20 protein-coding genes are annotated in these 21,636 nt (G+C 73.7%); 13 read left to right on the forward strand and 7 right to left on the reverse strand.

Annotation, left to right across the window (positions count from 1 at the left end; genetic code table 11):
* Positions 1 to 67: 67 nt before the first annotated feature.
* The 3 genes from AMK16_RS19275 to AMK16_RS19285 form a co-directional block, all read right to left on the reverse strand.
* Positions 68 to 1,759: a serine/threonine-protein kinase gene (locus tag AMK16_RS19275; protein WP_073917290.1), complete on the reverse strand. Its 1,692-nt coding sequence runs from the start codon at positions 1,757 to 1,759 to the stop codon at positions 68 to 70.
* Positions 1,760 to 2,178: 419 nt separating this feature from the next.
* Complete coding sequence (locus AMK16_RS19280) at positions 2,179 to 2,580, reverse strand: MarR family winged helix-turn-helix transcriptional regulator (protein ID WP_242438792.1); 402 nt, start codon at positions 2,578 to 2,580, stop codon at positions 2,179 to 2,181.
* A 406-nt stretch (positions 2,581 to 2,986) separates the two neighbouring features.
* Positions 2,987 to 3,616, reverse strand: a complete 630-nt coding sequence (locus AMK16_RS19285) for a DJ-1/PfpI family protein (protein ID WP_073917293.1) — start codon at positions 3,614 to 3,616, stop codon at positions 2,987 to 2,989.
* A gap of 285 nt (positions 3,617 to 3,901) precedes the next feature.
* On the opposite strand from AMK16_RS19285, the gene AMK16_RS19290 reads away from it, so the two are divergent.
* The 3 genes from AMK16_RS19290 to AMK16_RS19300 all read left to right on the forward strand — a co-directional run bounded on the left by AMK16_RS19290 (position 3,902) and on the right by AMK16_RS19300 (position 7,028).
* Positions 3,902 to 5,263: an aspartate aminotransferase family protein gene (locus tag AMK16_RS19290; RefSeq protein WP_073917296.1), complete on the forward strand. Its 1,362-nt coding sequence runs from the start codon at positions 3,902 to 3,904 to the stop codon at positions 5,261 to 5,263.
* Between the two features lie 233 nt (positions 5,264 to 5,496).
* On the forward strand, positions 5,497 to 6,180 hold the full coding sequence (locus tag AMK16_RS19295) for a GntR family transcriptional regulator (protein WP_073917298.1): 684 nt from the start codon (positions 5,497 to 5,499) through the stop codon (positions 6,178 to 6,180).
* A 197-nt stretch (positions 6,181 to 6,377) separates the two neighbouring features.
* Complete coding sequence (locus tag AMK16_RS19300; RefSeq protein ID WP_073917301.1) at positions 6,378 to 7,028, forward strand: hypothetical protein; 651 nt, start codon at positions 6,378 to 6,380, stop codon at positions 7,026 to 7,028.
* A 142-nt stretch (positions 7,029 to 7,170) separates the two neighbouring features.
* Here AMK16_RS19300 and AMK16_RS19305 read toward each other — a convergent pair whose 3' ends face one another.
* Positions 7,171 to 7,926 carry an SLATT domain-containing protein gene (locus AMK16_RS19305; RefSeq protein ID WP_199885476.1) on the reverse strand — a complete coding sequence of 252 codons (756 nt, stop codon included), beginning with the start codon at positions 7,924 to 7,926 and terminating at the stop codon, positions 7,171 to 7,173.
* Positions 7,927 to 8,181: 255 nt separating this feature from the next.
* On the opposite strand from AMK16_RS19305, the gene AMK16_RS19310 reads away from it, so the two are divergent.
* From AMK16_RS19310 to AMK16_RS19340, 7 genes are all read left to right on the forward strand, one after another.
* Positions 8,182 to 8,526: a YbaB/EbfC family nucleoid-associated protein gene (locus AMK16_RS19310; RefSeq protein ID WP_073917305.1), complete on the forward strand. Its 345-nt coding sequence runs from the start codon at positions 8,182 to 8,184 to the stop codon at positions 8,524 to 8,526.
* Positions 8,527 to 8,635: 109 nt separating this feature from the next.
* Positions 8,636 to 9,235: a recombination mediator RecR gene (gene recR / locus AMK16_RS19315; RefSeq protein ID WP_073917308.1), complete on the forward strand. Its 600-nt coding sequence runs from the start codon at positions 8,636 to 8,638 to the stop codon at positions 9,233 to 9,235.
* The gene (locus tag AMK16_RS19320) at positions 9,228 to 9,875 is read left to right on the forward strand and encodes a DUF5063 domain-containing protein (RefSeq protein ID WP_073917311.1); all 648 of its coding nucleotides are present in this window, start codon (positions 9,228 to 9,230) and stop codon (positions 9,873 to 9,875) included. Before recR ends, AMK16_RS19320 begins: the two co-directional genes overlap by 8 nt.
* A 121-nt stretch (positions 9,876 to 9,996) precedes the next feature.
* Positions 9,997 to 11,271 carry an aspartate kinase gene (locus tag AMK16_RS19325; protein ID WP_073917314.1) on the forward strand — a complete coding sequence of 425 codons (1,275 nt, stop codon included), beginning with the start codon at positions 9,997 to 9,999 and terminating at the stop codon, positions 11,269 to 11,271.
* Positions 11,268 to 12,341, forward strand: coding sequence for an aspartate-semialdehyde dehydrogenase (locus tag AMK16_RS19330; RefSeq protein WP_073917317.1), 1,074 nt, complete (start codon positions 11,268 to 11,270; stop codon positions 12,339 to 12,341). The genes AMK16_RS19325 and AMK16_RS19330 overlap by 4 nt, the downstream gene beginning before the upstream one ends.
* A gap of 171 nt (positions 12,342 to 12,512) precedes the next feature.
* A complete protein-coding gene (locus AMK16_RS19335) occupies positions 12,513 to 13,280 on the forward strand; it encodes a SigE family RNA polymerase sigma factor (protein WP_073917320.1) in 768 nt (255 codons plus the stop codon).
* Positions 13,277 to 14,350, forward strand: a complete 1,074-nt coding sequence (locus AMK16_RS19340; protein WP_073917323.1) for a hypothetical protein — start codon at positions 13,277 to 13,279, stop codon at positions 14,348 to 14,350. Before AMK16_RS19335 ends, AMK16_RS19340 begins: the two co-directional genes overlap by 4 nt.
* A gap of 225 nt (positions 14,351 to 14,575) precedes the next feature.
* On the opposite strand, the gene AMK16_RS19345 is transcribed toward AMK16_RS19340, so the two are convergent.
* Together AMK16_RS19345 and AMK16_RS19350 are read right to left on the reverse strand one after the other, a co-directional pair.
* Positions 14,576 to 15,400, reverse strand: a complete 825-nt coding sequence (locus AMK16_RS19345) for an SURF1 family protein (protein WP_073917326.1) — start codon at positions 15,398 to 15,400, stop codon at positions 14,576 to 14,578.
* Between the two features lie 43 nt (positions 15,401 to 15,443).
* On the reverse strand, positions 15,444 to 17,294 hold the full coding sequence (locus AMK16_RS19350) for a S9 family peptidase (protein WP_073917329.1): 1,851 nt from the start codon (positions 17,292 to 17,294) through the stop codon (positions 15,444 to 15,446).
* A gap of 120 nt (positions 17,295 to 17,414) precedes the next feature.
* Between AMK16_RS19350 and codA the strand changes: the two genes are divergently transcribed.
* From codA to AMK16_RS19365, 3 genes are all read left to right on the forward strand, one after another.
* A complete protein-coding gene (codA, locus tag AMK16_RS19355) occupies positions 17,415 to 18,716 on the forward strand; it encodes a cytosine deaminase (protein ID WP_274535370.1) in 1,302 nt (433 codons plus the stop codon).
* Between the two features lie 6 nt (positions 18,717 to 18,722).
* Complete coding sequence (locus AMK16_RS19360) at positions 18,723 to 19,328, forward strand: HD domain-containing protein (RefSeq protein ID WP_073917332.1); 606 nt, start codon at positions 18,723 to 18,725, stop codon at positions 19,326 to 19,328.
* Positions 19,329 to 19,471: 143 nt separating this feature from the next.
* Complete coding sequence (locus tag AMK16_RS19365; RefSeq protein ID WP_073917334.1) at positions 19,472 to 19,996, forward strand: DUF5956 family protein; 525 nt, start codon at positions 19,472 to 19,474, stop codon at positions 19,994 to 19,996.
* Positions 19,997 to 20,110: 114 nt separating this feature from the next.
* Here AMK16_RS19365 and AMK16_RS19370 read toward each other — a convergent pair whose 3' ends face one another.
* A complete protein-coding gene (locus AMK16_RS19370; protein ID WP_073917337.1) occupies positions 20,111 to 21,544 on the reverse strand; it encodes an aminopeptidase P family protein in 1,434 nt (477 codons plus the stop codon).
* Positions 21,545 to 21,636 lie beyond the last annotated feature (92 nt).

A 21,636-nucleotide genomic window follows, 5' to 3' on the forward strand; every position in this document is an offset into this window, starting at 1 on the left:
GTCATACGTAACAAGCTCTGCTTGCAGGCTTATTGACTTCGACACATTCGCTGCGGAGCGCCTCCGGTCATGGCCTGCGGTAGGTGAGCGGGGGGCCGCCGCTGCCGGTGAGCTCCCGCTGGAGCGTGCCGTCGGGCAGCAGGCGCAGGCGGCTCCGGCCCCCCGGCATGCAGGCCGCAGGGGCGCCGGAGGTGACGGTGGAGGGGCCCAGCTCCACCGCGCCGGGGGGTGCGTCGAGCAGGGGGGCGGACCAGGCGCAGGAGAGCTGCGGGGCCTGGACGGCGAGGGACATGACCGGGTCGCCGGTGGCGCCGGGGGTGAGGGTGAGCCGCCAGGTGCGGGCGCCGGCGGTGGCCTGCCAGGTGCCGAGGTAGGACTCGGGGATGCCGCCGGGGGCGGGGGTGGCAGCGGTTGCGGTTGCGGCCGGGGGGACCGTGGCCGGGGTCGGCGTACGGGGTGCGCCGCCGGGCAGGAGGGGGTCCTGGGCGCCGGTCATCACGGTGTACACGGTGCCGCCGGCCGTGACGGCGACGACGGCGGCGACCGCGAGGAGGAAGGCGGTGGAGGCGGCGCGGGGGCGGGGCGGGGGCGCGGTCGGGGCGGGGACCCGGGGCGGGGCGTAGGCGGAGTAGGCGGGCTTGGGGCTGGTGGAGTCGGTGGAGTCGGTGGAGTCGGTGGAATTGGTGGGGTAGGCCGGGCGGGGCGTGGGGTGGGTCGTCGGGCGGGCCGGGTGAACCGGATCGAGGGGGGTGGGCGGGGGCGCCGGGCGGTCCGGTCCGGCGTCCTCGCGGTCCAGGAGCCGTACGGCGTGCCTCCCGAGCCGGGCCACCAGGGGCGCGGGGAGCCAGGGCTCCAGGGCCCTCCCGTCGGCCACGGTGTCGCGGGCGCCGACCCGGGCCAGGACCTCGGCGGTTCCCGGCCGGGCGGCGGGGTCCCGGCGCAGGCAGTCCCGCAGGAGTTGGTGCAGTGCGGCGGGGACGCCGTCCAGGTCCGGTGCGGCGGTGGTGACGCGGTGCGGCAGGGCGTCCGGGCCGCCGGGCGGCTCCGCCTCCCCGAAGGGGAGCCGTCCGGTAGCGGCGTAGGCCAGGACCGCGCCGAGGCGGAAGACGTCGCAGGCGGCGGTGAGGGGGCCGCCGCCGATCTGCTCGGGAGCCGCGAAACCGGGGGAGCGGGGGGAGCCGGCCGGGTCGGCTTCGCCGGTCCGGGGCGGACGGGCGGGTGGTGGGGCCGGTAAGGCGCGTAAGGCGCGTAAGGGGGGCGGGGCGGCCCGGTCGGACGGGGGGTGGGTGATGCCCAAGTCGGTGACGCGCGGGCCGTCGAGGGTGAGGTGCACGTTCGAGGGGTGCAGGGCGCCGTGGAGGAGGCCGGCGCGGTGGAGGTCCTGGAGGGCGTACGCGAGGCCGGCGGCCAGGACCCGTAAGGAACGCGGTGGCAGCGGGCCGGAACCGGCGACGACCTCGTGCAGGCTGGGCCCGGCGACGTAGCCGGTGGCCAGCCAGGGGGTGGGGGCCTCGGTGTCGGCGTCCAGCACGGGAGCGGTCCACTCGCCGTCCAGGCGACGGGCCGCGTCGACGTCGTGGCGGAAGCGGGTACGGAATTCCGGGCGGGCGGCGAGTGCCGGGTGGATCAGCTTCACGGCCACGGTACGGCCGCGGTCGCAACGGGCGAGGTAGACCTGGCCCGTGCGGCCGGCCCCGAGCCGCGAGAACAGGCGGTACGGGCCGATGCGGTGCGGGTCGGCGGGGTGCAGTTGTTCCATGGCCGGGTGGGTCCTCCCCCTCGGGGCCCGGGCGTTGTGCGGGGGGCTCCGCCCGGGAAGACGGGTGGGGGTGGTGGTGTGGTTGCCCGCGGTGCCGTGTGGGTTCGGGTGCGGCTTCGGTTGCCGGGGCTGCGCCCCAGACCCCGCGCCTCAAGCGCCGGCGGGGCTGGAGGGGGTGTCGGCGGGCGGGAGCAGGTGGGGAAGGAGGGGGGATCGGCGGTCGGGGTGGGTTCGGCTGTGGCTGTGGCTTGGGTTGCCGGGGCTGCGACCCGGGCCCCGCGCCTCAAGCGCCGGCGGGGCTGGAGGGGGTTGCCGTTGGGTGGAGTGGGGGCGGGGCCCGGCTGGAGAGGGGCTGCCGTCGGGGGGAGTTGGGGCGTGGAGGGTGGTGTCGCCGCGTGGGGGCGTGCCGGAAGGGGGTGTCAGTCGGTGGTGAGGGCGTCCAGGGCCGTCGTCAGGCGAGCCAGGGCTTGGGCCGTTTCGGTGAAGGCGGTGTCGCCTAGTTGTTCCGCGAGGCGGGTGGCGAGGGCGGCGTGGTCCGGAGTGATGCGCGCCACCGCCGCGCGGCCCGCATCCGTCGGGCGGAGCAGCTTCGCCCGGCGGTGCGCCGGATTCGGAACGTACTCCGCCAGCCCCTTCGCGGCGAGCAGGTCCGCGATGCGCTGGACGCTCTGCCGGGTGATCCCCATGGTTCGCGCGATGCCCGCCACGGGCAGCGGCTGCGGCAGCACCGCGCCCAGCACCTGCCAGGAGGCGGCCGTCAGTCCGGCCGGCCGCGCCAGTTCCTCCGCGATGGAGAGGAACTGGCCGTTCAGCCGGAACACCCCGAGTGCGGTCCTGCTCAGCAGATCCTGCCGCTCCCGGACCGACCGCCCCTGTGCCCGGCTCTCCGCCGCCCCGTCAGTCTCCGATCGCCTCTGCGCCGGGCCTTCCGCCGGCCCGTCGGTCTCCGACCGGCTCTCCGCCGGAATTTCCGCCGGCCCGTCGATCTCTGCCCGGCTCTCCGCCGGGCGCTTCATCGGCCCGTCAGTCTCCGACCGCCCCTGCGCCCCGCCCTCCGTCGGCCCGTCAGTCTCCGATCGCCCCTGTGACCGACCCTCCGCCGACCCGGCACTGTCCGACCGTCCCCGCGCCGGAGCCCCCGCCGAGCCCTCCGGAGCCGGACTCGTCACCGGCCCCGTCGCCGGCTGCGCCGAGCCCTCCGGACCCGGACCCGTCGCCGGCTGCGGATCACGCATGGCCCGCCTCCGCCGCGGCCATCAGGACCGGGAACGCGCTCGCGTCCGAGTCGTGGAACAGGCGGTACCAGGCGTCCAGCACCTCCGGGCCGTACACGCCCAGCCGCGCGAAGACCTCGCGGGCGAAGGCCACCGGTTCCGTCGGGCCGGCCGTGATCAGGTCGCCGTCCGTGACCGCGTCGGCCTCGACATAGCGCCCCGCGCCCGCGTAGCCCGGCTGCTGCGCCAGGTAGAGCGAGGCCGCGCTGGTGTGGGCGCGGGCGTCCAGCAGGCCCGCCCGGGCCAGACCGGCCGTGGCTCCGCAGATCGCCGCGACCGGGACTCCGGCCTCCAGGAACTCCCCGGCCTTCGCCGCGAACGGCGCCAGCTCCTCGCCCGTGTCCCACAGCGAAGCCCCGGTGAGGATCAGCAGGGAGGAGTCTTCGGGCCGCAGACCGGCCAGGGCCAGGTCGGGCTGGATGCGGAGACCGCCCATCGTGGTGACCGGCTGCTCCGCGGCGAAGCCGACCGTGCGGATCCGGTGCCCGCGCTGGGTCAGATGGGCGGTGGTGTGGCCGGTCTCCCAGTCCGCGTACGTGTCGTAGACGGCGAGATGGACGGGCTTGCGCGGGGTCCCGCTCATGCTGATCGCCTCCGGCGTGGCTCCGTGCCGAGCCTTCATTGCGTCGATCGTCTGGTGCGCGGTGGCCTCGTGCGAGCGATACCACTGCGCCGCTCCGTGTCGGGCCGGGCGGCCCGTTCCCCGCCGGCCGTGTGCCAGTACCTATGACAGTAGGCTGACGTGACGACAGCATGCTGTCAAGGGCGCGGATCGCCGACGATGGCCGACATGTTGCCGAGACCGGCCCCCCACCCCCATACAGTCCGCCGATGTCCCTCCCCACCTGCGCACTTCTAGCGTGTCGCCATGACCCCTCATGTCACCCCGCACACCCTCGCCGCAGTGAAGGACGCCGACCGCCGGCACGTCTTCCACTCCTGGTCCGCCCAGGCCCTGATCGACCCCCTCGCCGTGGCCGGGGCCGAAGGGTCGTACTTCTGGGACTACGACGGCAAGCGCTACCTGGACTTCTCCTCCCAGCTGGTCAACACCAACATCGGCCACCAGCACCCCAAGGTCGTGGCCGCCATTCAGGAGCAGGCCGCCCGGCTCTGCACCCTCGCGCCCGGCTTCGCCGTCGACGTCCGCTCCGAGGCCGCGCGCCTCATCGCCGAGCGGACCCCCGGCGACCTGGACAAGATCTTCTTCACCAACGGCGGCGCCGAGGCAGTCGAGAACGCCGTCCGCATGGCCCGGCTGCACACCGGCCGGCAGAAGGTGCTGTCCACCTACCGCTCCTACCACGGCGCCACCGCCGCCGCGATCAACCTCACCGGCGACCCGCGCCGCTGGCCCTCCGACACGGCAGCCGCCGGCGTGGTCCACTTCTGGGGGCCCTACCTCTACCGTTCCGCCTTCCACGCCTCCTCCGAGGCCGAGGAGTGCGCCCGCGCCCTCGCCCACCTCGCCGACACCATCGCCTTCGAGGGACCGCAGACCATCGCGGCCGTCATCCTGGAGAGCGTCCCCGGCACCGCCGGGATCATGACTCCGCCCCCCGGCTATCTGGCCGGCGTGCGCGAGCTGTGCGACCGCCACGGCATCGTCTTCATCCTCGACGAGGTCATGTCGGGCTTCGGCCGCACCGGCCGGTGGTTCGCCGCAGACCACTGGGGCGTGACCCCCGACCTGATCACCTTCGCCAAGGGCGTGAACAGCGGTTACGTGCCGCTCGGCGGCGTCGCCATCTCCGCCGCCATCGCCGAGACCTTCGCCACGCGCCCCTACCCTGGCGGACTGACGTACTCGGGCCACCCCCTCGCCTGCGCCGCCGCCGTCGCGACGATCAACGCGATGGAGGAGGAGGGCATCGTCGGGCACGCCGCCCACCTGGGCGAGAACGTGATCGGACCGGCGCTCGCCGAGATCGCCGCGCGCCACCCCTCCGTCGGCGAGGTCCGGGGCCTGGGCACCTTCTGGGCGCTGGAGCTCGTACGGGACGCGGAGACGCGCGAGCCGCTCGTCCCGTACAACGCCGCCGGCGCGGACAACGCGCCGATGGCCGAATTCGCGGCCGCCTGCAAGACCTCCGGTCTGTGGCCCTTCGTCAACATGAACCGCACCCACGTCGTGCCGCCGTGCACCATCACGGAAACGGAGGCGAAGGAGGGGCTGGCCCTGCTGGACGAGGCGCTGACGGTCGCGGACCGCCACACCACCGCCGGATAGCCGCCGCGACGCCCTCGCGCACCCGCCGCCGGCGCCGCACCGCGCGCGGACCCGCTCCCGCGTGCGGGCGCACCGCGCGCGGACCCGCTCCCGCGTGCGGGCGCGCTGCGACCGGTGCCCCGTTCACGTCCGCATAACGGGTCGCACATCCGCATACCGCTCGCCGACCGATCTTTTTCGGCCTCGCTGCCTGGCCTAAGGTGTCCGGAGTCCTACAGAGGAGACGGACCCCTATGCCAGGCAGCGGCGCTGTCACCCGCAACACACTTCGCCAGCAGATCGCCGACGCGCTGCGTGACGAGGTGCTCGCGGGACGCCTGCCGCCGGGGACCGAGTTCACCGTCAAGCAGATCGCCGAGCAGTACGAGGTCTCCGCTACCCCGGTCCGCGAAGCGCTCGTGGACCTCTCCGCCCAGGGCCTGCTCGAACTGGTCCAGCACCGGGGTTTCCGCGTGCGGATCTTCTCCGTTGACGACTTCCGCGGAATGATCGAGGCCCGCGCGCTGGTCGTGGACGGGATCTTCCGCAGGCTCGCGGAGCGCGGCGCCCCCGCCGGCACCGGCGAGATGCTGGTCTCGGTGCGCCGCCGGGCCGAGGAGGCGCGGCGGGCCGCGCAGAGCGGTTCGCTGGAAGTGCTGATCGGCTACGACCTGCGCTTCTGGCGCGAACTGGGCGGGCTGGTCGGCAACACCTACATCTCCGAGTTCCTGCACCGCATCCGGGTGCAGTGCTGGGTCTTCGCCGTGCCCCACCTCCAGCGCGAGCCGCAGCTGCACGCGGCGCTGTGGGACGGGCACAGCGACCTGGTGGAGGCGGTGACGCTCGCCGACGGCGAGGCGGTGCGGCGCATCGTCCGGGGCTACAACCAGCACGGCCTGGACTGGGCCGCCCGGCTCCCGGTCCTGCCCCCGAAGTAGCGCCGGGCCCGGCGGGACGTCGACGACAGGGCGGCCCCAGGGGTGTCCTGCCGGCAGGTCCGTCCCCGGGGCTGATCCGGCCGGATCGGCGCGGCATCCCGCGGGGGCGCCCGGCCCAGGTTCTGCGGAGCCCTTCGCGCAGGGTGTTCGGCGCACTACGCTGGCCCGATAGGCGACAACGACCGATCGGAGCCCGAGTGGCCTGTGACCTGTGGCTGGTCCCCCTTGTCGACGTGCTGTGCCACAGCCCCGACAACCCCTTCGCGGAAGAGATCGCCTCGTACGACAGGGCGCTGGGCGAGGCCGGGCTGCCGTCCGTGCCCGTGTTCGCCTACATGCCGGGGCTCAGCGGGGACGTCGCCCCCGTCGCCGGTTTCGACTACGACGCCCTGCATTTCCTGCGGCGGGCCTACCTGCTGCAGATCTGCGGTCTGCCGGTGACGCCGGTGGACGAGCTGGGCGGGGACTACGAACAGCTGCTGGAGATGTTCGAGCCCACCGCGCAGCAGTCGCACCTGGTGTGGCACTACGACCACGCCGGGGCCTACGTCCCGGTGGACTTCCGCGCTCCGCTGGCCAACGAGGAGCTGTTGGCCGGCGGTGGACCGCTCGGGTCAGCGCAGGGCCTGCTGAGGGAGCTGGCGTTCGTGGGGCCCGCCATCGGGATAGACCCGGGCAACCCGCCCGCGGCGCCCGCTCCGCCCGGCCGGCCGACGTCGCTGGAGGAGCCCGCGGGGCCGATCCCGTACGACAACAGCCCCTTCGCCCGGGAGCGGCACGTCTGGCTCGGCCTGCACGCGGCGGCGACCCGCAGCCTCGGCCAGGGCTCGATGATCATTTTCAGCTGACCGGGCGCGGTGGGGCGGAGTGGCCGATCCGGTGGCTCCGCCCCCACCCCCGGCCACGCTCCCGGCGCCTGGCGCCCGGCCCCGCCCCCGGACCCGGCCTCGCCGCCCCCCGCCGCCCCGGCCCCCGTTCCCGACCGCCAGATCAGCGCGGCTGCTCCGGCGGCCGCTGGCGCGGCATGTTCGGACGGGTGCCCGGGGGCATCGGGAAACGGGCCGGCGGAACGCTCGCGTCCGCGCGGGAGCCGGCCATGCCCAGGGACTGCATCACCAGCGGCGTCGGCCCGGCCCGGAATTCCACCATCCAGTCCGCCGTCTCCGCGCGCACCAGCTCGGTGACGTCCTCCGAGAAGCGGCGCAGTACGGTCAGACACCGCTCGGCGGCCTCGCTGGCCGTGCCCTCGGTGGGCCCCAGTACTTCCCGTACGTTCTCCGACGCCCAGTCGAACTGCAGCGTCTGGAGCCGGCGCTGCACCGCCTGCGCCGTCGCGACGTCCCGCATCCACCCCGAGGTCAGCCCGAAGAACCGGTCGCAGGCCAGCGCCGCCGCGCCCAGCAGCAACGCGAGGTACCCGTACGCCGACGCGCCCGGCACCGAGCCCGTCAGTTCCAGCAGCGGCATCGCGGCGCCGGTGACGGCGCCCAGGGCCGCCGCGGCGCGCAGCACGCGCGCGCCCCGGCGCTTCCAGGCCCGGTCGGACAGGTACCACTCGGCGGTGCGCAGCGCGTCGTCCTCGACCCGGCGGTAGAGCTCGTCGAGCCGCTCGGCGGGCTCGCCCCAGTCCCCGAGGGGGAAGGGCATGCCGGTCAGATCGCCCGCCGCCATGGCCCCGCCGCCCTCCTCCCGGGGCTCCCGGGGATCCCGGGGTGGCCCCTCGGGCTGCATCTCCGGCTGGCTCACCCGGCACTCCCTCTGCCTGCGCTGACGTGTGGTGGTGCGCGTGTGCGCAATGGTGCGCATGCTCTTCCTACCTTCGAATGACACGCGATGGACGACGAATCCCGGGATTTCCGCCCGCAAGGACGTCTCCATCAGGTACGCGTACGCCTGGTCCTTCACTCGAAAGAGTTGGTCCTCACGGCGTAGGGCGCAGCGCGCGGGGAGCACGTAGGCTCGGATTGACCAAGCGTCCCGACGGTACGGAGTGAGTGACCTGTGATTTCCGGTGGTGGCCAGCCCAACATGCAGCAGCTGCTCCAGCAGGCCCAGAAGATGCAGCAGGACCTCGCCGCGGCCCAGGAAGAGCTGGCCCAGGCAGAGGTCGAGGGTCAGGCCGGAGGCGGCCTGGTCAAGGCGACGGTCACCGGTTCCGGTGAACTGCGCGCCCTGGTGATCGACCCGAAGGCCGTGGATCCCGCGGACACCGAGACGCTCGCCGACCTGGTGGTCGCCGCGGTCCAGGCGGCCCACGAGAACGCCCAGGCGCTCCAGCAGCAGAAGCTGGGCCCGCTGGCGCAGGGCCTGGGCGGCGGCAGCGGCATCCCAGGGCTCCCGTTCTAGTACCCCGAGCTCCCGCAGTACCCGCAGTAGCGAAGCAGTACCGGCAGTATCCGCACCACCCCGGGTACTGCTCCCGCCCCTCCCGCAGGAAACGAAAGAAGGCAGTCCGTTGTACGAAGGCGTGGTCCAGGACCTGATCGACGAATTGGGCAGGCTGCCCGGCGTCGGGCCCAAGAGCGCGCAGCGGATCGCCTTCCACATCCTCCAGGCCGAACCCACCGACGTCCGCCGCCTCGCGCACGCGCTGCTGGAGGTCAAGGACAAGGTCCGCTTCTGTGCGGTCTGCGGGAACGTGGCGCAGGAGGAGCGGTGCGGGATCTGCCGTGATCCGCGCCGCGACACCACGGTCATCTGTGTCGTGGAGGAGCCGAAGGACGTGGTGGCGATCGAGCGCACCCGCGAGTTCCGGGGCAAGTACCACGTCCTCGGCGGCGCGATCAGCCCGATCGAGGGCGTGGGCCCCGACGACCTGCGCATCCGCGAGCTGCTGACGCGCCTGGCGGACGGCGAGGTGACCGAGCTGATCCTGGCCACCGACCCGAACCTGGAGGGCGAGGCGACCGCCACCTATCTCGCCCGCATGATCAAGCCCATGGGCCTGAAGGTCACCCGCCTGGCCAGCGGGCTCCCCGTCGGGGGAGATCTGGAGTACGCGGACGAGGTCACGCTGGGGCGGGCCTTTGAAGGAAGGCGACTTCTCGATGTCTGACGCAACGCTGCACGCCTTGGCCCAGGATCCGGATGACTTCGCCGTCCAGATCGCGGACCAGATCGATTCGTTCATCGTCGCGGTCACCGAGGTGGCCAAGGGCGAGGATCCGGACAGCGCCGTGCCCTTCCTCCTCCTGGAGGTCTCCCAGCTGCTGCTCGCGGGCGGCCGGCTGGGGGCGTACCAGGACGTGCTGCCCGACGAGCGCTACGAGCCCGATCTCGGCCCGGAGCCGGATGTGGACGACCTGCGCGAGCGGTTCGCCCTCATGCTGGAGCCGGTCGACGTGTACTCCGAGGTCTTCGACCCGTACGAGCCGCGCAAGACCCCGGTGGCGCACCGGATCTCCGACGACCTGGCCGACGTGGTGGCCGATCTGCGGCACGGGCTGGCTCACTACCGGGCGGGGCGGACCACCGAGGCGCTGTGGTGGTGGCAGTTCTCGTACTTCACCAACTGGGGTCCGACCGCCTCGGCGACCCTGCGCGCCCTGCAGTCGTTGGTGGCCCACGTACGCCTGGACCAGCCGCTGGCCGCCCTGGACGGGCTGGACACGGACGAGGACCTGACCGAGGACGACCTCGCGGAGCAGGCCGGTCGGGTCATGGCCGAGGAACTGGGCGGACTGGGCCGCAGGTGAGGGGCCCGGCGAGGGAACGGATCCATTGATCCTTTCGTCTCATGATGTGGCACGGAGCGGCCGGATCGCGGCTGCTCGTTAGACTGCACCCGCAATGAGACGGACTGATCGAGGAGCGCACGTGGGCCTTGTCGTGCAGAAGTACGGAGGCTCCTCCGTAGCCGATGCCGAAGGCATCAAGCGCGTCGCCAAGCGGATCGTGGATGCCAAGAAGAACGGCCACCAGGTGGTCGTCGTGGTATCCGCGATGGGCGACACGACGGACGAGCTGATCGATCTCGCCGAGCAGGTGTCCCCGATGCCTGCCGGACGGGAATTCGACATGCTGCTGACCGCCGGAGAGCGGATCTCCATGGCCCTGCTGGCCATGGCGATCAAAAACCTGGGCCACGAGGCCCAGTCGTTCACCGGCAGCCAGGCAGGCGTGATCACCGATTCGGTCCACAACAAAGCGCGCATCATCGATGTCACGCCGGGCCGTATCCGCACCGCGCTGGACGAGGGCAACATCGCCATCGTCGCCGGCTTCCAGGGCGTGTCCGCGGACTCCAAGGACATCACCACCCTCGGACGCGGCGGCTCGGACACCACCGCCGTCGCGCTCGCCGCGGCGCTGGACGCCGAGGTCTGCGAGATCTACACCGACGTGGACGGCGTCTTCACCGCCGACCCGCGCGTGGTCAAGAAGGCCCGGAAGATCGACTGGATCTCCTCCGAGGACATGCTGGAGCTCGCGGCCTCCGGTTCCAAGGTGCTGCTGCACCGCTGTGTCGAGTACGCACGCCGCTACGACATTCCGATCCACGTCCGTTCGTCCTTCTCGGGACTGCGGGGCACCTGGGTCAGCAACGAGAATCCGCAAGGGGACGAGCAGGTGGAGCACGCCATCATCTCCGGAGTCGCCCATGACGTCTCCGAAGCCAAGATCACCGTCGTCGGCGTCCCGGACAAGCCGGGTGAGGCCGCGGCCATCTTCCGCGCCATCGCCGATGCCGAGATCAACATCGACATGATCGTGCAGAACGTGTCGGCGGCCTCCACGGGCCTGACCGACATCTCCTTCACGCTCCCCAAGTCCGAGGGCCACAAGGCCATCGACGCCCTGGAGAAGGCGAAGGGCCAGATCGGCTTCGACTCGCTGCGCTACGACGACCAGATCGGCAAGATCTCCCTGGTCGGCGCGGGCATGAAGACGAACCCGGGCGTCACCGCCTCCTTCTTCCAGGCGCTGTCCGACGCGGGCGTCAACATCGAACTGATCTCGACCTCCGAGATCCGGATCTCGGTCGTCACCCGCCAGGACGACGTCAACGAAGCGGTCCGCGCCGTGCACACGGCCTTCGGCCTCGACTCCGACAGCGACGAGGCCGTCGTCTACGGAGGCACCGGACGATGATCCGGGCCCGGTCCTCCGCCCCGGTGCTCGCCGTGGTCGGAGCGACCGGGGCGGTCGGATCGGTCCTGCTCCGGATCCTGTCCCAGCGGGCGGACGTCTGGGGCGACATACGCCTGATCGCCTCCGCGCGTTCGGCCGGCCGCGTGCTGGCCGTCCGCGGGGAGGAGACCGAGGTGCTCGCCCTCACCGAGGATGCCTTCGAAGGGCTCGGTCCGGGTGACGTCGCACTCTTCCTGACCCCGGCCGAGGTCTCGGCCAGATGGGCTCCCGTCGTGACCGCGCGCGGAGCCGTCGTCGTGGACCAGTCCGCCGCCTTCCGCGAGGATCCGCAGGTGCCGCTGGTGGTCCCCGAGGTCAACGGGCACGCCGTACGGATCCGGCCGCGCGGGATCGTCGCCGGTCCCGACTGCGTGACCGCCGCGATGATCGCCGCCCTCGGCGCGCTGCACGCCGAGTACGCGCTGGCCGAGCTGGCCGTCTCCTCGTACCAGGCGGCGGGCGCCCGTGGCCGGGCCGGCTCCCGGGCATTGCGCCGCCAGCTGGCACTGGTCGCCGGGACCTCGCTGGGCGAGCAGCCCGGGGACGTCCGCCGGGCCGTGGGCGAGGACACCGGCCCCTTCGCGGCCCCGCTCGCCCTCAACGTCGTGCCGTGGTCCGGGGAGCTGCGCGAGGACGGCTGGTCCTCGCACGAGCTGGCCGTACGGGCCGAGACGCGCCGGATCCTGCAGCTGGAGCAGCTCCCGGTGGCGGTGACCTGCGTACAGGTGCCGGTGGTGACCGGGCATTCGCTGACCGTGCGGGCCCGGTTCGAGAACGAGGTGGACGCCCGCCGCGCCAGGGAGATCCTGGAGGCGGCGCCCGGCGTGGTCCTCGTGGACGACCCGGCCGCGGGCGAGTTCCCGACGCCCGCGGACGCCGCGGGCACCGATCCCGCCTGGGTCGGCCGGGTGCGGGTCTCGCTCGACGACCGCCGCGCGCTGGAGTTCTTCGTGTGCGCCGACAATCTCCGCAAGGGCGCGGCACTGAATGCCACTCAGATCGCGGAACTGATCGCGGGTGAATTCGCGTAATTCGCTTTGTAGGATCGGTGCTGATCCCTTGATCAAGGTGATGGCCCGACCGCCGTCTCGATACGACGGGGCAAATCGGGAAGAGCGGTTACGCATGAGGGCAATGGGGATTTTGCTGGTGAGGACTCCTCACGCGTACAACCCTGACGGGGGGACGCGTGTCCTACAGGCGTGGCAGAAGCACTGCTCGAACTGTCCGTCCTGCCGGCGCGCACCGGGATCCTTCCGCCGCGGCGGGCTTCCCGCACGCCCGACACCGGCCCACCCGTGATCGTGCCCGTCCCGCCGGTGGGGCCGTCAGAGGCGTCCGCACGGGCCGCCGTACCGATCCGGGGCGGCCTCGTGCCCGCACCGCGCGACGGCGCTGACGCGGGCGGGAGCGGCCGGAGCGAGCGTGCTGCGGAGGCGGAGGCGGAGGCCGAGGCGGTCACCGAGGTGGTGGCCGGCACCACCGTCGACCACCTGACGGAGACCTACCAGGCGCACTACCGCTCCCTCCTGGGTCTGGCCGCCCTGCTCCTCGACGACACCGCCTCCTGCGAGGACGTGGTCCAGGAGGCGTTCATCCGCGTGCACTCGGCCCGGAGCCGGGTCCGCGACCGTGACAAGACGCTGGCGTACCTGCGCCAGACCGTCGTGAACCTCTCCCGTTCCGCGCTGCGCCGGCGCATCCTCGGCCTCAAGCTGCTCTCGAAGCCGATGCCCGACATGGCGAGCGCCGAAGAGGGCGCCTACGACCAGCTGGAGCGGGACGATCTGATCAAGGCGATGCGCGGCCTCCAGCGCCGCCAGCGGGAGGTGCTCGTGCTGCGGTACTTCGCGGACATGACGGAAGCCCAGGTCGCCGACACGCTCGGGGTGTCCCTCGGCTCGGTCAAGGCGTACGGATCGCGGGGGATTGCCGCGTTGCGGGTGGCGATGGAGGCTGCGCAGTCATGAGGGACGACCACCCGCGCCCCGCCGGGCCCGGCGAGGAAGACGCGTTGCGGGGCCTGCTGCGCGGGGCCGTCGAGGGCCTGGAGCCCTCGGACGGCGCGCTGGAGCGCCTGCGGTACGCCGTCCCCGCGCGCCGGACCCTGCGGCGGCAGGCCCTCGTGGGGGCCGCCGCCGTCGCCCTGCTCGCCGGGACCGCGATCCCGGCCGCCTTGCACCTGACGGCCGGCGAGGGCGGCGCCCCCGACCGTTCGGCCATCGCCGGGCACGGCGAGCCGGGCGCCAAGCCGAGCAGCGTGCCCTCCGACCCGCACCAGAACGGCTCCGGGGCCCACCCGCGGTCCGCCCGCTCCGGCGGCGGCGCCTCCGAGGCGGGCGGCCTCGCCGGCGGTCAGCCGTCCCCGCAGGCCAGCGTGCCCCCGGCCGGCGGCGTGTCGGCCGGCCCGTCCGACCCCGGCGGCTCGACGGGCCCGGTCGCGGGCACGCAGGCACCGGCGGCGGCGCCCGGGGCGCCCGGGTGCGGGGCCGAGCAACTGGGGGTGGTGGGCTCGGCCCGCGCCCCGGGGACCGACGGCAAGGTCTACGGAAGTTTCAAGGTCACCAACGTGTCGGCACAGGGCTGTACCGTCGCCGGCCCGGACACGGTGACGGCGGCCGTCGCCGCCGGTGCGCAGGCCGGTTCCGGCTCCGGGCTCACCGTGGTCGGCCACACGGCGGGCGACCCGGCGAGCGGGCTGCTGCCCGATCCGTCGGCGCAGGACCCCGTGCTGGTGCTCCAGCCGAACACGGCGTACGAGGTCCGCTTCGCCTGGGTGCCTTCGGGGGAGCCCTGTCCCGCGGCGAGCCCGAGCGCGGGGACGAAGCCGCCGCAAGGGCAGTCGGGCGGCGCGGCGGAGGCAACCGCGGGCACGTCGGAGGGCACCGGTCCGCAGACGGGCGCGACGCCTCCCGCGCCGGCCGGGGTGGCGGTGTCCCACACCCCGCCGAGCGGGGCTCCGACCACGCAGACGACGATTCCCGGGGCCTGCGGCGGGACGGTCTACCGCACGGGTGCGATCCCGCTCGCCGCTCCGTAGCCCCGTTGCCGGTGGCCCCGCGGCCGGCAGCCCGGCGGCTGGCAGCCCGGCGGCCGGCCGCCCCGCGGCCCGCAGCCCATGCGGCCCGTGGAGCGGCGGCAGCCCGGTGGTTCGGCGGTGGCAAACCCGGTGGTGCGGTGGATCGCACCCGGCTTCCGCCCGCCCCCGGCCCGCGGTCCGGGGGCGTGTCCACGGCCTCGCCGCGGTGGCCCCGGCCGGTTCCGCTCAGCCCCGGGCCGGCTCCTGCGCGGCCCCCGCGGACGCGACCGGCTCCTGCGCGGCCCCGGCGGGCACCGGATCCAGCAGGCCGGCCTCTTCGTCGCGCAGGGTCTCCACCTCACGCCGGTAGAGCCGGACCCACATGAAGAGCACGAAGGCGACGAAGACGAACCACTCGCCGGTGTAGCCGAGGTTCTGGAAGGCCTTCAGGTCAAGCCCGGTGTTGTCCGGCGCCTGCGCCGGCACCGGCACCATGCCGTCGGCCGGGGTCTGCACGGTCAGCCAGGCGTCGTACAGCTCGTACGGGACGATGTTGACCAGCGAGGCCGCCGCGATCACCCCGAGCTGTCCGGCCGGCAGGCCGCCCTGGGCGTGGACCCCCTTCGTGCCGGAGTTCTCCGACGCCTGCAAGGCCCCGGTGACCTCCACCCGCCCGGTCGGCGCGGCAGGCGCCCGCGCCGGGTCGGCGGCCCCCGGCAGCCAGCCCCGGACCACCGGGACGGCCTTGCCGGAGTCGGTCCTGAGCACGGTCAGCACGTAGAAACCGGAGGCGCCGTCGAGCCGGCGGTCCGGGACCAGCAGCTGGTCGGCGTATTCACCGGACGCCGAGGCCAGCCGTCCCGAGGTCTTCGTGTCCACCGGAAGGAGCGAGTCCAGCGGCGCGGCCGTCCGGTCGGCGGGCCGCGCGGCCGCCGCCGCCTCCCGGTGGCTGCCGACGCGGTCCTCGAACCGGCCGAGCTGCCAGGTCCCCATGAACAGGCAGAAGGGCACGGCGAGCGCGACGAAGACGTTGATCCCCCACCAGCGCGGGGTCAGGAGAAACCGGTGCACCCCACCACGGTACGGGGGGTGCACCGCAAACCCGCCCTGAGGGTCAGACGGACAGGTGTTTGCGCGCGAACTCCAGCTCCATCCGGACCTGCTTGATCCGCTCCTCCACGACCAGCGAGCCGTGGCCGGCGTCGTAGCGGTACACCTCGTGCACCGCGCCGCGCGCCGCCAGCCGGTCCACGTAGTTGTCGATCTGGCGGATCGGGCAACGCGGGTCGTTGACGCCCGCCGCGATGTGCACGGGGGCCTTCACCGCGTCCACGTACGTCAGCGGAGAGGACGCCTCGAAGCGGTCCGGGACCTCCTGCGGCGTACCGCCGAAGAGCGTGCGGTCCAGCGCCTTCAGCGCCTCCATCTCGTCGTGGTACGCCGTCACGTAGTCGGCGACGGGTACGGCGGCCAGGCCCACGGCCCAGTCCCCTGGCTGTGTGCCGAGCCCCAGCAGCGTCAGGTAGCCGCCCCACGAGCCGCCGGAGAGCACCAGCCGCGCCGGGTCCGCGAGACCGGAGGCCACCGCCCACTCCCGGACCGCCGCGATGTCCTCCAGCTCGATCAGGCCGACCCGGTGCTTGAGGGCGTCCGTCCACTCGCGGCCGTAGCCGGTCGAGCCGCGGTAGTTGACCCGGACGACGGCGAAGCCGTGGTCCAGCCAGGCCGCCGGGGTCGCCAGGAAGGCGTCGCTGTCGTGCCAGGTGGGCCCGCCGTGGACCTCGAAGATCGTCGGGAAGGGGCCGTCGCCCCGGCCCGCCGGGCGCTGGGCGAGCGCGTGGATCCGCCCGCCGGGACCCTCGACCCACACGTCCTCCACCGGTACCGAGCCGGGCGCCCGGAAACCGGGCGGGTCCAGGACGATCCCGCCGGCGGTGGACCGTACCGACGAGGGCTCGGCGGCCGAGGACCACAGGAACTCCACCGTCCCGTCGGGCCGCGCCGTGGCACCCGACACCGACCCGCGCGGGGTCTCCACCTCGACGAGCGCCCGCGCCGACAGGTCGTAGCGCCACAGCTCGCTGCGTGCCTCGTAGCTGTGGACGATCAGCAGCGCGGAGCCGTCCGGATACCACTCGGCGCTCACGTCGCCCGGCAGTTCGATCCCCAGGTCCTCCTGGGCGCCGGTGGCCACGTCCCAGAGCATCGGCTCCCAGCGGCCGCGCCGCTGGTGGCCCACCAGCAGCCGGGTGTCGCCCTCGACCGGTGCGAAGCCGAGGACCTCCAGCCCCAGGGGCTCGGTGCCGCCCCGGGAGTCGTCCAGCTCGGCGACGGTGGTTCCGTCGAGGGTGAGCACGCGCAGGGCGCTGTGCATCGCGTCGCCGTGCTCGGTGTGCTCGACGGCGACCAGGGTCCCGTCGCGCGACAGGTCGCCGACCCCGGCCGACTCCCGGTGCCGGTAGATCACGGTGGGCGCGGAGCCGTCCGGGCGGACCACGTGAACGGTCGAGCCGTCCTCGTCGGTGGAGCGTCCCACGATCGCCGTGCCGTCGCGGCCGATGGCCAGGCCGGCGGGGTAGGAGGGCTCCAGCCCGGGTGTGGCCGGTTCGTCGGGGCCGCCCGCGAAGGGCTGGCGCACCCAGCTGCCGAACTCGTCGCCGTCGGTGTCGGAGAACCACCAGATCCATTCCCCGTCGGGGGAGAGGGTGCCGTCGGTGGTGCCGTTGGGGCGGTCGGTGGCCTGCCGCTGGGTGCCGGTGGCGCGGTCCCAGGCGTACAGCTCGTAGGTCCCGGTGGCGTTGGAGACGAAGAGCGAGCGGTCCGGGGCGTCCTCGGCCCAGTCGGGCAGCCCGACGCGCGGCGCCCGGAACCGCCTCTCCCAGTCGGGCATCTCGTGCGCCGCCGCGGTCCCGCCGGCCGCGGTCCCGCCCGTCTCTCCGGGGGTCAGGTCGTTGTCGCTGGTCATGCCCCCCACCTTGCCGCACCCGGCGCCGGGATGCGGACTGCTCCGTACGGGCACAGGGGAACCGGTACGCCCGCCCCGCGCTCCTGCCCGGCCGCCCGCGCACCCCCTACGCTGGCCCTCATGCGGATGATCGTCCGGGGTGCCCGGCTGCGCGAGGACCACGGCCTGTTCGACGTGGAGGTCGCCGAGGACGGCCGGATCGCCCGGGTGGTCCCGTACGACGACCAGAAGGAGCCCCCGGCCACGGGCACCCTCATCGAGGCCCACGGCTCGCTGCTCTGCGCCCCGTTCGTCGAACCGCACATCCACCTCGACACCGCCCTGACCGCGGGCGAACCGCGCCCGAACGCCTCCGGCACCCTCTGGGAGGGCATCGCCTGCTGGAGCGAGCGCAAACGGACCCTGACCCGCGAGGACGTCGTCGCGCGGGCCACCGAGGTGCTGCGCTGGCAGGCCGCGCAGGGGGTCCTGCACGTACGCACCCACTGCGACGTCACCGACCCCTCGCTCACCGCGCTCGACGCGCTGCTCGAAGTGCGCGACCGGGTCCGGGACATCATGACCCTGCAGATCGTCGCCTTCCCGCAGGAGGGCATCGTCTCCTTCCCGGACGGCGAGGCGCTGCTGCGCGAGGCCGTCGCGCGCGGCGCGGACGTCGTCGGAGCCATCCCGCACTTCGAGGACACCCGCGAGGACGGCGTGGCCTCGCTGCGGACGGCCTTCGCGCTGGCCGAGGAACACGGCCTGCGGGTGGACGCCCACTGCGACGAGATCGACGACGAGCAGTCGCGCTTCGTGGAGGTGCTGGCCACCCTCGCGCTGCGCTCGGGCCTGCGCGAGCGCGCCACGGCCTCCCACACGACGGCGATGGGCTCCTACAACGGCGCCTACAGCTTCAAACTGCAGCGCCTGCTGGCCCGTTCCGGCATCAACCTGGTGTCCAACCCCTTCGCCAACCTCAACCTCCAGGGCCGTTTCGACGCCTATCCCAAGCGCCGCGGCCTCACCCAGGTCAAGGAGATGCTGGCGGCCGGGGTCAATGTGGCCTTCGGCCACGACGACGTGATGGACCCGTGGAACGCGCTCGGCACCGCCAATCCGCTCCAGACCGCCCTGGTCGGGCTGTACGCCGCCCAGCTCACCGGCGTGGAGGAGATCCCGCTGGCCTTCTCGATGGTGACGGACCGTGCGGCGCGCGTGCTGGGCCTGTCGGAGGCGGAGTACGGCATCACGGCAGGCGCTCCCGCCTCCTTCGTCCTGCTCCCGGCCCCGACGCCGCAGGAAGCGCTGCGCCGCCAGGTCCGCCCCCGGTACGTCGTCGCGCGGGGCAGCGTCCTGGCGCAGACCCCGCCCGCCCCGACGGTGCTGTCCTGGCCGGGGGAGGCCCGGTCGGAGATCGACTTCGGCCACCCCCTAGGGTGACGCCCCATGACGACGTGGACGTTCGACACCGATGCAGGACGGGCCGCTCTCGAGATCGCGTCCGAGTATGCGGACCGCGACCTGCTGGCCCACTCGATCCGCTCCTACGCCTTCGGGGCGCGGTACGCGCAGCAGCACGGTCTGGAGTACGACCGGGAACTGTTCTACGTTGCGGCGCTCGTCCACGACCTGGGCCTGACCGCCCCCTTCGACAGCCACACCCTGCCCTTCGAGGAGGCGGGCGGCCACGTCGCGCGTGTCCTGACGGCGGGTCTGGGCTGGCCGGCGGAGCGCCGCGCACGCGCCGAAGAGGTGATCGTGCTGCACATGCGGGACGACGTGACGGCGGCGCAGGACGTGGAGAGCCACCTCCTCCAGGTCGGCACCAGCGCCGACGTGTCGGGTCTGCGCGTCGCCGAATTCGAGCCGTCGTTCACGGCCGGGCTGCTCGCCGCCCATCCGCGGGGCCGCTTCGGCGCCACCTTCCTGGCCCTGGTCGAGGACCAGGCGGAGCGCAAGCCCGACTGTGCGGCGGCGGCCTACGTCGCGGGCGGCGCGGCGGTCCGCATCGCGGCCAACCCCCTGGACCGCCCGGCCGGGGACGCCGCCTAGGCCCAGCGGGCCGGTGGACCCGAGTCCGGCGCCGCGCCGGACTCGGGTCCACCGGCCCGGTGCGGGGGCCGTGGCCGCGGCCCGTGCGGACGCCACCTCGCAAGTCACCCGTATCCGCCGCGGCCTTCCGATAGCGTGCCCGCATGTCGTGGGACGAGGACGGAACACCGCACCCGCTCGCACAGCGCCGCACCGGCCGAAGCGAACTGGAACCGGACCGGCTGCCCGAGGTCCGGGAGCTGGAGGTGCTCGGCTGGGAGCCGGCGCCCGGGGAACTGCGCTGGGCGTTCCTCCCGTACGTCTGGCCGGCGGCGGCCCGCACCTGGATCCCGGACCGGTCCACCCACTGGGCGGTGGAGACCGCGCTCGACGGGCGGGGCCACATCACCGCCGTGGAGGCCGCCCCGCTGCCCGAGGCGGATCTGCGCGGCCTCGACGGGGAGAGCGACGCCGCGCTGGCCGCCCTCGGCCTGCCGCCCCGCCCCCGCGGCCGTCTCTGGCTGCTGCGTCCGGTCGGCCCCTACCCCACTGTCGCCGCGGTCCTCGGCCACCTCGACCGGGCGGCGGCAGCCCTCGGGCTGGAGCCCGGACCTTCCGCGCGGTGGCTCGCCCTCGCGCGCGCCGAACTGGCCGCCCTGCACGACGGCCCGGAGCAGAGCGCCCCGTAGCCGGGCCGCCGCGCGGACGTGCCGCAGGGCGGACGTGCCGCAGGGCCCGGTCCGCCGGTGCGGCGGACCGGGCCGCGGCGCGGCATCCGGCCCCTCGGCGCCTGCGGCCCGGGATCAGCCCTTGAGGCGTGCCATCCAGGCCTCGACGTCCTCGGACGTGCGGGGCAGGGCGGCCGACAGGTTCCTGTTGCCGTCCTCGGTGACCAGGATGTCGTCCTCGATGCGCACGCCGATGCCCCGGTACTCCTCGGGCAGCGTCAGGTCGTCGGGCTGGAAGTACAGGCCGGGCTCGACGGTCAGGCACATGCCGGGCTCCAGCGTGCCGTCCGCGTACGCCTCCCGGCGCGCCACGGCGCAGTCGTGGACGTCCATGCCGAGCATGTGGCCGGTGCCGGTCATCGTCCAGCGGCGCTGCAGGCCCAGCTCCAGGACCCGCTCGACCGGTCCCTCCAGCAGGCCCCACTCCACCAGCTTCTCGGCGAGCACGCGCTGCGCCGCGTGGTGGAAGTCCTGGTACTTGGCGCCGGGCCGGACGGCCGCGATGCCCGCCTCCTGCGCCTCGTACACCGCGTCGTAGATCTTGCGCTGGACCGGCGAGAAGGTGCCGTTGATCGGCAGGGTGCGGGTGATGTCGGCCGTGTAGAGGGTGTGGGTCTCCACGCCCGCGTCGAGCAGCAGCAGGTCGCCGGGGCGCACCGGGCCGTCGTTGCGGACCCAGTGGATGGTGGTCGCGTGCGGGCCGGCGGCGCAGATGGAGCCGTAGCCGACGTCGTTGCCCTCGACGCGGGCGCGCAGGAAGAAGGTGCCCTCGATGTAGCGCTCCGAGGTGGCCTCGGCCTTGTCGAGGACCTTCACGACGTCCTCGAAGCCGCGGACGGTGGAGTCGACGGCCTTCTGCAGCTCGCCGACCTCGAACTCGTCCTTGACCAGGCGCATCTCGGAGAGGAAGACCCGCAGCTCCTCATCGGTCCGGGCGGTGATCTTGTCGGCCAGCGCCGTCTCGATGCCCGCGTCGTGCCCGCGCACCACGCGTACCGGCCCGTCCGCCCGCCGCAGCACGTCGGTGACGGTGCGGACGTCGCGGCAGGGGAGCCCGTACAGGGCCTGCGCCTCGGTGAGGGAGTGGCGGCGCCCGGCCCACAGCTCGCCCTGGCCGTCGAGCCAGAACTCGCCGTTCTCCTTGTCGGAGCGCGGCAGCCGGTACAGCACGGCGTCGTGGCCGCCGGCCACCGGCTCCAGGACCAGCACCCCGTCCTCCTTGAGGTCGCCGGTGAGGTACGCGTAGTCCGTCGCGGCGCGGAAGGGGTACTCGGTGTCGTTCGAGCGGGTCTTGAGGTTGCCCGCGGGGACGACCAGCCGCTCACCGGGGAACCGCGCGGACAGCACGGCGCGGCGGGCGGCGGTGTTGTCCGCCTGCGCGATCGGCCGCAGGTCCGCCTCGGTGTCGGCCCAGCCGGAGGCCATGTTCTCCGCGAGTTCGTCGGAGACGCCCCGGGACAGGCCGTTCTTCCGCTGCGTGATCGGCTGTTCCTCGGCGGTCTCTGCCACGGTTCCTCCTCATTGAGCGAACTGGTCACCGCAGCCCATCATATGACTGAGGATCACATCACGTACGCTGTCGCGCCCGGTCCGTCCGGAGC

This window comes from Streptomyces sp. CB00455 (assembly GCF_001905445.1).
In the GTDB taxonomy this organism is placed as follows: domain Bacteria; phylum Actinomycetota; class Actinomycetes; order Streptomycetales; family Streptomycetaceae; genus Streptomyces.